Annotated in this window: 11 protein-coding genes and 1 riboswitch; all 11 genes read left to right on the top strand. The window is 35.4% G+C overall.

What is annotated here, in order from left to right:
* Positions 1–177 precede the first annotated feature (177 nt).
* The 11 genes from CN692_RS05620 (at position 178) to purF (ending at position 11,276) form a co-directional block, all read left to right on the top strand.
* Positions 178–735 carry a GNAT family N-acetyltransferase gene (locus CN692_RS05620; protein WP_098118155.1) on the top strand — a complete coding sequence of 186 codons (558 nt, stop codon included), beginning with the start codon at positions 178–180 and terminating at the stop codon, positions 733–735.
* Between the two features lie 223 nt (positions 736–958).
* Positions 959–1,099 (top strand): hypothetical protein, encoded by a 141-nt coding sequence (locus CN692_RS26040; RefSeq protein ID WP_179874375.1) that lies wholly within the window; start codon positions 959–961, stop codon positions 1,097–1,099.
* 138 nt (positions 1,100–1,237) lie between these two features.
* Positions 1,238–2,335 carry a PRK06851 family protein gene (locus CN692_RS05615; protein ID WP_098118154.1) on the top strand — a complete coding sequence of 366 codons (1,098 nt, stop codon included), beginning with the start codon at positions 1,238–1,240 and terminating at the stop codon, positions 2,333–2,335.
* A 422-nt stretch (positions 2,336–2,757) separates the two neighbouring features.
* A riboswitch (purine riboswitch) is annotated at positions 2,758–2,859 on the top strand.
* A gap of 132 nt (positions 2,860–2,991) precedes the next feature.
* The gene (gene purE / locus CN692_RS05610; RefSeq protein ID WP_098118153.1) at positions 2,992–3,477 is read left to right on the top strand and encodes a 5-(carboxyamino)imidazole ribonucleotide mutase; all 486 of its coding nucleotides are present in this window, start codon (positions 2,992–2,994) and stop codon (positions 3,475–3,477) included.
* Complete coding sequence (gene purK, locus CN692_RS05605; RefSeq protein WP_098118152.1) at positions 3,474–4,622, top strand: 5-(carboxyamino)imidazole ribonucleotide synthase; 1,149 nt, start codon at positions 3,474–3,476, stop codon at positions 4,620–4,622. The genes purE and purK overlap by 4 nt, the downstream gene beginning before the upstream one ends.
* Positions 4,619–5,914, top strand: a complete 1,296-nt coding sequence (gene purB, locus CN692_RS05600) for an adenylosuccinate lyase (protein ID WP_098118151.1) — start codon at positions 4,619–4,621, stop codon at positions 5,912–5,914. Before purK ends, purB begins: the two co-directional genes overlap by 4 nt.
* A gap of 117 nt (positions 5,915–6,031) precedes the next feature.
* Positions 6,032–6,754, top strand: a complete 723-nt coding sequence (gene purC, locus CN692_RS05595) for a phosphoribosylaminoimidazolesuccinocarboxamide synthase (protein ID WP_098118150.1) — start codon at positions 6,032–6,034, stop codon at positions 6,752–6,754.
* Positions 6,742–6,996: a phosphoribosylformylglycinamidine synthase subunit PurS gene (gene purS, locus CN692_RS05590; RefSeq protein WP_098118149.1), complete on the top strand. Its 255-nt coding sequence runs from the start codon at positions 6,742–6,744 to the stop codon at positions 6,994–6,996. Before purC ends, purS begins: the two co-directional genes overlap by 13 nt.
* Positions 6,993–7,676: a phosphoribosylformylglycinamidine synthase subunit PurQ gene (purQ, locus tag CN692_RS05585; protein ID WP_098118148.1), complete on the top strand. Its 684-nt coding sequence runs from the start codon at positions 6,993–6,995 to the stop codon at positions 7,674–7,676. The genes purS and purQ overlap by 4 nt, the downstream gene beginning before the upstream one ends.
* Entirely contained in the window at positions 7,660–9,879 is a 2,220-nt protein-coding gene (gene purL / locus CN692_RS05580; RefSeq protein WP_098118147.1) for a phosphoribosylformylglycinamidine synthase subunit PurL, read from the top strand. Before purQ ends, purL begins: the two co-directional genes overlap by 17 nt.
* Positions 9,864–11,276: an amidophosphoribosyltransferase gene (gene purF / locus CN692_RS05575; RefSeq protein WP_098118146.1), complete on the top strand. Its 1,413-nt coding sequence runs from the start codon at positions 9,864–9,866 to the stop codon at positions 11,274–11,276. The genes purL and purF overlap by 16 nt, the downstream gene beginning before the upstream one ends.
* Positions 11,277–11,326: the final 50 nt, after the last annotated feature.

Here is an 11,326-nt window from a genome sequence, read left to right as displayed (position 1 = left end):
AACGTCGCCTGGTAAAAAAATGCATCAGCTAATAAGCTGGTGCTTTTTTTTATTTAGCTTCTTTTACAATATACTCCTTATGCAATAAGACAAAAGTTTAGTGGGATAATGATTATCTAGGGATTGTTTACATTTGATAAAATATATAATGAACTTTCAATAAGCGAGGGAAAAGAAATGTTAATACATAAAATAGATCAAGAAATTTCGTTAAGAATGTTGAATATTGATGATGCAGAAGAATTTTTCAATTTAACAATTAATTCAAAGCCTTATTTAAAAGAATGGCTTGGTTGGTTAGACAATGTTGAGTGTATAGAAGATACTGCTCAAAACATTACTTCAAGACTTAAAGCATTTGCTGAAAATGGTGGCTATCCAAGGTCATTCGCTATTATTTATAAAGATCATATAGCTGGTACAATCGGTTTTAATGAAATAAATAAGACTAATAAAATTGGTACAATTGGTTATTGGCTAGGTGAAAACTTCCAAGGTAAAGGTATTATGTCAAAGGCATTTAAATCATTAATTGACTATGGATTCAAAGATCTTGGTCTAAATAAAATAGAAGTTAGTGTCGCTGTTGGAAATAAAAAAAGTAGAGCACTTCCTGAACGATTTGGATTCGTTGTAGAAGGGGAAATTAGACAATCAGAGTGGTTGTATGATCATTATGTAGACCATGTCATTTATGGGCTTCTATCTAACGAGTGGAAGAAATTATGTAACTAACGGATAGTTCAAATGAATGATGTTACATAAGGTTGTCAGAAAATGAAGAGAAAAACAAACATACGTGCATACCTCAGTCTATGTTCCATTAGAAATTGCGAGAGAACGACTTGGCGTACAACGGACGAGCATCTATCGATAGGGTCAGAAAGCGAGATATGCAGTAAACATAGAGACAAGTTGGGATTTATGAAACTGTTATCCCCCTCTAGTAGAATTAATCATGATCCGGTCAATTTCTTACGATGAAGCAAATCTTGCTAACGATGAATATTCTCCATACCTCGAACAAATAACTCCATTTATTCCTCAGCCATCAAATTATGTTATACCTTCCAAAACAAAAAGTTTAGAACGATTTTAAACATACTTTGTTTTCCCATATACAACGAAAGTTTCTATTTTATCTGCTAAAAATTCAAAAAGTAAACAATAATATTAATGCTGGGCAAACACCCTTATGAATAAATCTACATAATTTAGATTGAATGGAGGGAATAAGATGAGAGGAAAAATACTCAATTATTATGCAGGGGGTAATACTGCAAAAGGGTTTTATAATCTCTATGACTCAGCTTTAGAGGATTTAGATAGACTGTTTATTTTAAAAGGTGGTCCTGGAACTGGGAAATCAACATTAATGAAAACCATTGGTGAAAAGATTGTAAATAAGGGGATCGATATTGAATATTTACATTGTTCTTCAGATACAAATTCAATTGATGGTTTAATTATCCCGAAATTTCAAATAGGTATAGTGGATGGAACGGCACCCCATGTAATTGAGCCTAAAGCTCCTGGGGTTATTGAAGAATATGTGAACTTAGGTGTCGCTTGGGATTCTAAGAAATTATCCTTGCACAAGGAAGCGATACTTTCATTAAATAGTGAGATTTCTAAAAAGTTTCAAACGGCGTATGATACGTTTGCTGCGTCTTTGAAGGCGCATGATGGGATTGAAGAGGTTTATATTGCAAATATGGACTTTAAAGAAGCGAATAAGCTAACTGATGAACTAATTGCGCTTTTTTATGGTAATGACAGTAACACTGAAAAAGATTCAAAAGTTAAACATAGATTTTTAGGTGCTGCAACGCCAAGTGGTGCAGTTGATTATGTTCAAAATTTAACGGAAGAAATTGAAAAACGTTATTTTATTAAAGGAAGAGCTGGTTCAGGAAAATCGACGATGTTAAAAAAAATAGCAGCTGCAGGTGAAGAAAGAGGATTTGATGTAGAGATTTATCATTGTGGTTTTGATCCAAATAGCCTTGATATGGTAATAATCCCAGAAAAAGGCATTGCGATTTTTGATAGTACAGCACCGCATGAATATTTTCCAGATCGTGAATCAGATGAAATTATTGATATGTATGAAAGATGTATTACTCCAGGAACAGATGAGAAATACGCTCAAGAAATTGACAGAACGACAAAGTCATATAAAGACAAAATGAAGGAAGCCATTTCTTACTTGGCGGAAGTTAAAGTGCTAAGAGATGAATTAGAGGCGATTTATATAGGGGCTATGGATTTTTCTATAGTTGATAAGATTCAATCTGAAATACTAGAAGAAATTGAAAGTATCATTAATAAATAAAATAATACTAATAAAGGCGGGCCACTTTGGTACGCCTTTTTGTGATTCATTAATTTCGCACTAAATGGCTAGCTAAAGTAGCAGTATTCCATATAAAATCTCTGAAGTTTTAACAAAAGATGGGCTTTTTCGACAAAATAATTGGTTCTTCACGAAAAGTCAATAATTGAAATAGTGATTTTTCCAATCTATTATAGGGATAGATACATTAATTCTTTAGGTGAAATAAAGCAGTTGATGCGCGCTATTTTATCAATTCATTCGATTTAGTAGTACAAATAAGAAATATACAGACATTTGTAATTTAATCCAAATAGTCTTCATAGAATAGAAAAAACAGTGTAAAACACGAACATTAAAATATTTTTTAATAAAAACATTCATATTTTATTGAAAAAAGAGTTATAAATTGATACTATAGAGATAGGAAATTTAGCAAACCTCATATAAGTTTGGGAATATGGCCCAAAAGTTTCTACCTAGTAACCTTAAATTACTGGACTATGAGGGGAAGTTAATCACACGTGTACGTTAGACTAGTATACGCCTAAGTAGATTATCTTTCTCACCATAGAGGGGATAATTCTATTTAGGCGTTTTTTGTTAGAAATTTATATAAAAAATAAAAATAGCGAATAAACTTGGGGGAAAAGCAGATGAAACCGGTAGTTGGTGTCATTATGGGGAGTACAAGTGATTGGGAAACAATGCAACATGCTTGTGATGTGTTAGAAGAGTTAAATGTTAGCTATGAGAAACGAGTTGTTTCAGCACATCGTACACCAGATTTAATGTTTGAGTATGCAGAATCAGCTAGAGAACGTGGTATTAAGGTAATCATAGCAGGAGCTGGTGGAGCTGCTCACTTACCAGGAATGGTAGCAGCAAAGACAACACTTCCAGTAATTGGTGTACCAGTACAATCAAAAGCTTTAAATGGATTAGATTCATTATTATCAATTGTACAAATGCCAGGTGGGGTACCTGTTGCCACTGTAGCAATTGGTAAAGCTGGAGCAACAAATGCAGGCTTACTTGCAGCACAAATATTAAGCATCCAAGATCAAGAAGTTTATAAAGCGTTAGAAACGCGTCGCGAAAACACTACAAAACAAGTTTTAGAAAGTAGTGAAACATTATGAATAGCAAAGTTATCTTACCAGGGCAAACAATCGGCATTATTGGTGGAGGCCAACTTGGAAGAATGATGGCGCTTTCAGCAAAAGAAATGGGTTATAAAATTGCAGTTTTAGACCCGACTCCAAACTCGCCTTGTGGGCAAGTATCTGATATAGAGATTACAGCTGAGTATTCTAATATAGAAGCAATAAAACAGCTTGCGAATGTAAGTGATGTTATAACATATGAATTTGAAAATATTGATGTAAAAGCACTTGAGTATTTGGATGAACACTCATATTTACCTCAAGGTAGTGAGTTATTAAAGCTTACAAGAAATCGATTAACAGAAAAAACGGCGATTCAAAATTTAGGCATAAAGGTTGCACCATTTCGTCTAGTAGAAAACGAAGAGCAATTTTTTGAAGCAGTCAATGCAATCGGATTACCAGCGGTTTTGAAAACAACAACTGGCGGTTATGATGGAAAAGGGCAAGTTGTTTTAAGATCTGAAGAAGACTTTGTTGATGGGTTAGAACTTGTTAAAAAACAACAATGTATTCTTGAAGGCTGGGTTCCTTTTGAAAAAGAATTGTCAATTATTGTCGCAAGAAATAGTAATGGAGAGGTAAGTACGTTACCAATAGCAGAGAATGTACACATTAATCAAATTCTCCATACTTCATCTGTACCAGCAAATACTTCAAAATTAGTAATCGAAACAGCTGAAAACTATGCTGAAAAGATTGCGAGCTCATTTCATCTTGTAGGTGTTTTAGCAATTGAGCTATTTGTAACGAAAGATGAGCAGGTTTACATTAATGAATTAGCTCCGCGTCCACATAATACAGGACATTATACGATGGAAGCAGTAGAAACTTCACAGTTTAAGCAGCATATACGAGCAGTTTGTAATTTACCATTGGGTAATACAGAATTACTGAAACCAGTAGTAATGGTAAATATATTAGGTGAACATGTTGAAGAAGTCTTGAATGTAATGCAAAATGATAGTACATTAAATGTCCATCTTTATGGTAAAGAGGAAAGCAAAAAAGGCCGTAAAATGGGACATATTAATATAATGGCAGCATCAACTGAAGCAGCGATGCAAAAAGTAAATGAGTTAGGGATTTGGCAACAAACCCCGATGGAGGTAAAAATATGATTGAACGTTATTCACGCCCAGAAATGGCAGCAATTTGGACAGAAGAAAACAAATTTAAAGCTTGGTTAGAAGTTGAAATCTTAGCATGTGAAGCATGGGCTGAATTAGGAGATATTCCTAAAGAAGACGTAAAAGTGTTACGTGAAAAAGCTTCTTTCGATATAAACAGAATTTATGAAATTGAAAAAGAAACACGCCACGATGTAGTTGCATTTACTCGTGCAGTTTCTGAAACATTAGGCGAAGAACGTAAATGGGTACATTATGGTTTAACATCAACTGACGTAGTAGATACAGCACTTTCTTACTTACTACGCCAAGCAAATGCTATCCTATTAAATGATTTAGAGAATTTTATTGGAATCCTTGAAACAAAAGCAAAAGAACATAAATACACAGTTATGATGGGCCGTACTCACGGTGTACATGCAGAACCAACTACTTTTGGATTAAAGCTTGCATTATGGACTGAAGAAATGAAACGTAACTTAGAGCGCTTTAACAACGCAATCGAAACAGTTCGAGTTGGTAAAATCTCAGGCGCTGTTGGAACATTTGCAAATACTCCTCCTTTTGTTGAAGAATATGTTTGTGAAAAATTAGGAATTCAAGCGGCACCAATTTCAACTCAAACATTACAACGTGATCGTCACGCACATTACATGGCAACATTATCTTTAATTGCAACTTCAATTGAAAAGTTTGCAACTGAAGTTCGTGGATTACAAAAAAGTGAAACGCGTGAAGTTGAAGAATTCTTTGCAAAAGGTCAAAAAGGTTCTTCTGCAATGCCACATAAACGTAATCCAATTGGATCTGAAAATATGACAGGTTTAGCTCGTGTAATTAGAGGTCATATGGTTACAGCTTATGAAAATGTATCACTTTGGCATGAAAGAGATATCTCACATTCATCTGCTGAAAGAATCATCTTACCAGATGCAACAATACTTTTAAATTACATGTTAAATCGTTTTGGAAATATCGTTAAAAATCTTACAGTATTCCCTGAGAATATGAAACGTAATATGGATCGTACTTACGGATTAATTTATTCTCAACGTGTACTTCTAGCTTTAATTGAAAAAGGTATGTCACGTGAAGAGGCATATGATACAGTTCAACCAAAAACGATGGAAGCATGGGAAACTCAAGTACAGTTTAAAGAGCTTGTAGAATCTGAAGGAAAAATTACTTCATTATTATCTCAAGAAGAGATTGATGATTGCTTCGACTATAGTTACCACTTAAGTCAAGTTGATACAATTTTTGAACGCTTAGGATTAAATTAATAAAAAAATTGTTTGGCTAAGTTTAGAGAAAAAGATTCTTAGCCAAACAATTCAAATAAAAGATAAAGTAAAAATTCTATTGGGTGTTTAAATGAGGATATGGGAGGCATTGTTAGCATGGTGGAGCAAGTAATGTTGTATGAGGGAAAAGCAAAAAGGATTTTCTCTACTGAGAATCCTGAAATTGTAAGAGTTGAGTACAAAAATTCAGCAACTGCATTTAACGGTGAAAAGAAAGCAGAAATTGCCGGTAAAGGCCGTTTGAATAATGCGATTACTAGTTTACTATTTTCAAAGTTATTGGAAGCAGGGATTGCATCTCATTTCGTTGAAAAAACATCAGAACTTGAACAACTTGTAAAACGAGTAACAATTGTACCAATTGAAGTAGTTGTTAGAAATATTGTTGCTGGTAGCTTATCGAAGCGTATGGGATTAGATGAAGGCGTTAAATTAGAAAAGGCAATCATCGAGTTTTACTACAAACGTGACGATTTAGGTGATCCGATTATTAATGAAGATCATATTGCTGCACTTAAACTAGCAACAACTGAAGATCTTGAAACAATTAGAGATATTGCTCTCCGTGTTAACAATGTACTAGTAGAACTATTTAATGAATGCAATGTTCGATTAGTCGATTTTAAATTAGAATTTGGCAAATTAAATGATGGAACAATTTTGTTAGCAGATGAAATTTCACCAGATACTTGCCGATTATGGGATAAAGATACAAACGCAAAATTTGATAAAGATGTATTCCGTAGAGATTTAGGTAACTTAACAGATGGATACGAAGAAATTTTAAAACGCTTAGGGGGATTATCATGTTCAAAGTAAGAGTATTCGTTACATTAAGAGAAAGTGTTTTAGATCCACAAGGAATTGCAGTAAAAAACGCACTTCATAGCATGAATTTTAGCGAAGTTGAAGATGTTCGTATCGGTAAATATATGGAATTATTAATTGATAAAAATGTTGCAGATTTAGATACAACTGTTAAAGAAATGTGTGAAAAGTTATTAGCAAACATCGTAATTGAAGATTACCGTTATGAGGTAGAGGAGGTAGTCGCACAGTGAAGTTTGCAGTAATTGTATTCCCGGGCTCAAATTGTGATGTTGATATGTATCATGCAATCAAAGATGAGTTAGGCGAGGAAGTAGAATACGTATGGCATGATTCAACGAATTTAGATGAATTTGATGGTATTTTATTACCAGGTGGTTTCTCATATGGTGATTACTTACGCTCTGGTGCAATTGCAGGATTTGCAAACGTGATGGATGCTGTAAAGAAAGCTGCTGCTGAAGGTAAACCAGTATTTGGCGTATGTAATGGATTCCAAATTCTAACTGAAGCAGGACTACTACCAGGTACTCTTAGACGTAATGAGAAATTAAAGTTTATGTGTAAACAAGTTGAGTTAGTTGTTGAAAACAATGAATCAATGTTTACAACTGGATATGAAAAAGGTCAAGTAATTACAGTACCAATTGCACATGGTGAAGGAAATTACTATTGTGATCAAGAAACTTATGAATCTCTTAAAGCTAATAATCAGATTGTTTTCCGTTATCAAAATAATCCGAATGGTAGCTTAGATGATATTGCTGGAATCGTGAATGAAAAAGGAAATGTATTAGGAATGATGCCACACCCTGAGCGTGCAGTTGATGCATTATTAGGATCAGCAGACGGACTTCAACTATTTCGTTCGATTGTAAGAAACTGGAGGGAAAATCATGTCGTTACTTCTTGAGCCAAATCCAATTCAAATTGAAAATGATAGAATTTATACTACTATGGGCTTAACTGATGAAGAGTTTCAATTAGTTAAATCAATTATTGGTCGCAATCCGAACTATACAGAGCTTGGATTATTCTCAGTAATGTGGTCAGAGCATTGTAGTTATAAGAACTCAAAACCTTTATTACGTAAATTCCCAATTAGTGGTGAGCACGTTTTACAAGGACCAGGTGAAGGAGCAGGGATTGTTGATATTGGCGATGAGCAAGCTGTAGTTTTCAAAATCGAAAGCCATAATCACCCTTCTGCAATTGAGCCATACCAAGGTGCTGCAACTGGTGTAGGTGGAATCATTCGTGATGTATTTTCAATGGGAGCACGCCCAGTAGCTCTTCTAAACTCTTTACGATTCGGTGAATTAGAAACGCCTAGAGTTAAATATTTATTTGAAGAAGTTGTTGCAGGTATTGCTGGATATGGAAACTGTATTGGTATTCCAACAGTAGGTGGCGAAATAAACTTCGATCCATGTTATGAAGGTAATCCTTTAGTAAATGCTATGTGCGTTGGATTAATCAACCATAAAGACATTAAAAAAGGTCAAGCACACGGTGCTGGAAACACAGTTATGTACGTAGGTGCTTCAACTGGTCGCGATGGCATTCATGGTGCAACATTTGCTTCTGAAGAATTATCTGATGCTTCTGATGAGAAACGTCCAGCGGTTCAAGTTGGCGATCCATTTATGGAGAAGTTATTACTTGAAGCATGTTTAGAAGTTGTTCAAAATGACGCTCTTGTTGGAATTCAAGATATGGGTGCAGCTGGATTAACATCTTCATCTGCTGAGATGGCTTCAAAAGCAGGAATGGGAATTGAGATGAATCTTGATTTAGTTCCACAACGTGAAGCGGGTATGACAGCATACGAAATGATGTTATCAGAATCTCAAGAACGTATGTTATTAGTAGTAGAAAAAGGTAGAGAGCAAGAAATCGTAGACTTATTTGAAAAGTATGATTTACATGCTGTATCTGTAGGAGTTGTTACAGATGATAAGATGCTTCGCTTACTTCATAAAGGAGAAGTTGTAGCTAATTTACCTGTAGATGCTCTTGCTGAAGAAGCACCGGTATATCATAAACCATCTACTGAACCTGCATACTATGGCGAGTTCCAAGCGATGGAAAACTATATTCCTGAAATTAATGACTCAAAAGAAACGTTAAAACAATTACTTTCTCAACCTACAATTGCAAGTAAAGAGTGGGTTTACGGTCAGTATGATTATATGGTTCGTACAAACACAGTAGTTGCTCCTGGTTCGGATGCTGCAGTTATTAGAATTCGCGATACAAAGAAAGCTCTAGCGATGACAACTGACTGTAATGCACGCTACTTATATCTAGATCCAGAAGTTGGCGGAAAAATTGCAGTAGCTGAAGCTGCACGTAATGTAATTTGTTCTGGTGCAAGACCACTTGCTATTACAGATTGCTTAAACTTCGGAAATCCTGAAAAACCTGAGATTTTCTGGCAGTTAGAAAAAGCAACTGACGGTATGAGTGAAGCATGTAATGTTCTAAGTACGCCTGTAATCGGTGGTAACGTATCATTATATAACGAAACAAATGGTGAAGCTGTTTACCCAACTCCTGTAGTTGGTATGGTTGGTCTAATTGAAGACGTTGAGCATATCACAACTCAAAACTTCAAAGCTGCTGGCGATTTAATTTATGTAATCGGCGCGGCAGAAGCTGAGTTTGGTGGAAGTGAGCTTCAAAAATTATTAAATGGCAAAATCTTTGGTAAAGCACCAAGTATTGATTTAGCGATTGAATCTAGTCGCCAAGAGCAAATTCTTGCTGCAATTCAAGCTGGTGTAGTTGCTTCAGCACATGATTTATCTGAAGGTGGTTTAGCAGTTGCGATTGCAGAAAGCACATTTGGTCCATCAGAAGTTGGTGCAACGATTACAATCGAAGGAAATGAAGTAGTATCACTATTTAGTGAAACTCAATCACGTTTCTTACTTTCAGTTAAACCTGAGCATAAAGAACAATTCGAAGCATTAGTGGATGCAAAATTAATCGGTACAGTTACAGAAGAAACATCAGTAACAGTTCGTAATGAAAATAATGAAACAGTTCTTCATGCTTCAGTTGAGGAACTGAAACAAGCTTGGAAAGAGGCGATCCCATGCTTGCTGAAATAAAAGGATTAAACGAAGAGTGTGGAATATTTGGAATTTGGGGGCATACTGATGCTGCCCAAATCTCCTACTATGGTCTTCATAGCTTGCAACATAGAGGCCAAGAAGGTGCAGGAATTGTTGTAACTGATGGGAATAAGCTTGAAGGTGCAAAAGGACTTGGATTAATCACAGAAGTTTTCAGTAAAGGTCAATTAAACGACTTACACGGAAAAGCTGCTATTGGTCATGTTCGTTATGCAACTGCAGGTGGTGGGGGCTATGAAAATGTTCAGCCTCTATTATTCCAATCGCATACTGGAAGCATTGCTCTTGCTCATAATGGTAACTTAGTAAATGCTTCAAGATTACGTAAAGATTTAGAAATGCAAGGAAGCATTTTCCAAACAACATCTGATACTGAAGTACTTGCTCATTTAATTAAACGTAATGGTTCGGCTCCATTAAAAGATAGCATTAAAGCATCTTTAAATATGATTAAGGGAGCATTTGCTTACTTAGTTTTAACACAGGATGCAATGTATGTTGCACTAGATCCAAACGGCTTTAGACCATTAGCATTAGCTAAATTAGGTGATGCTTACGTTGTAGCTTCTGAGACATGTGCATTTGATGTAGTTGGAGCGAAATATATTCGTGATGTTAATCCAGGAGAGTTATTAATTATCTCTGATAATGGAATTGAGACTGATCAGTTTACTTCATCAGTTAACCATTCGATTTGTAGTATGGAGTATATTTACTTCTCTCGTCCAGATAGCAATATTGATAATATCAATGTTCATGCTGCACGTAAAAGCATGGGCCGCGTTTTAGCAAAAGAAGCTCCAGTAGAAGCAGACGTTGTAATTGGTGTACCTGATTCAAGTATTTCAGCGGCGGTTGGTTACGCTGAGGAGTCTGGTATTCCTTATGAGCTTGGATTAATTAAAAACCGTTATGTAGGTCGTACATTTATCCAACCTTCTCAAGAGCTTCGTGAACAAGGAGTTAAGATGAAACTTTCTCCAGTTCGTTCAATTGTTGAAGGAAAACGTGTAGTAATGGTAGATGATTCAATTGTTCGTGGTACGACAAGCCGACGAATTGTACAAATGTTGCGCGATGCAGGAGCACTTGAAGTTCACGTTCGAATCGGTGCACCACCATTGAAAAATCCTTGTTATTACGGAATTGATACTTCTACTAGAGAAGAGTTAATTGCGGCAACTAATACAATAGAAGAAATATGCCAAGAAATTGGTGCGGATACATTAGAATTTATTAGTCTAGAAGGATTACTAAATGCTATTGGTAGAAATCATGAAGGTCCAAATAGAGGACAATGTACTGCTTGCTTTACAGGACGTTATCCAACAGTAATCTATGATGAAAATGAATTAGTACATTCTCAGAATTAATATAAAAAATAGAGGCGGTGATCGAAGTCGCCGCCTCTTTTGAATTGAAT

Origin of the sequence: Bacillus sp. AFS002410 (genome assembly GCF_002556365.1) — a bacterium.
Taxonomy (GTDB): domain Bacteria; phylum Bacillota; class Bacilli; order Bacillales; family Bacillaceae_G; genus Gottfriedia.
The sequence above is the reverse complement of the archived record's forward strand: the minus strand, read 5'-3'. Positions and strand labels throughout refer to the sequence as shown.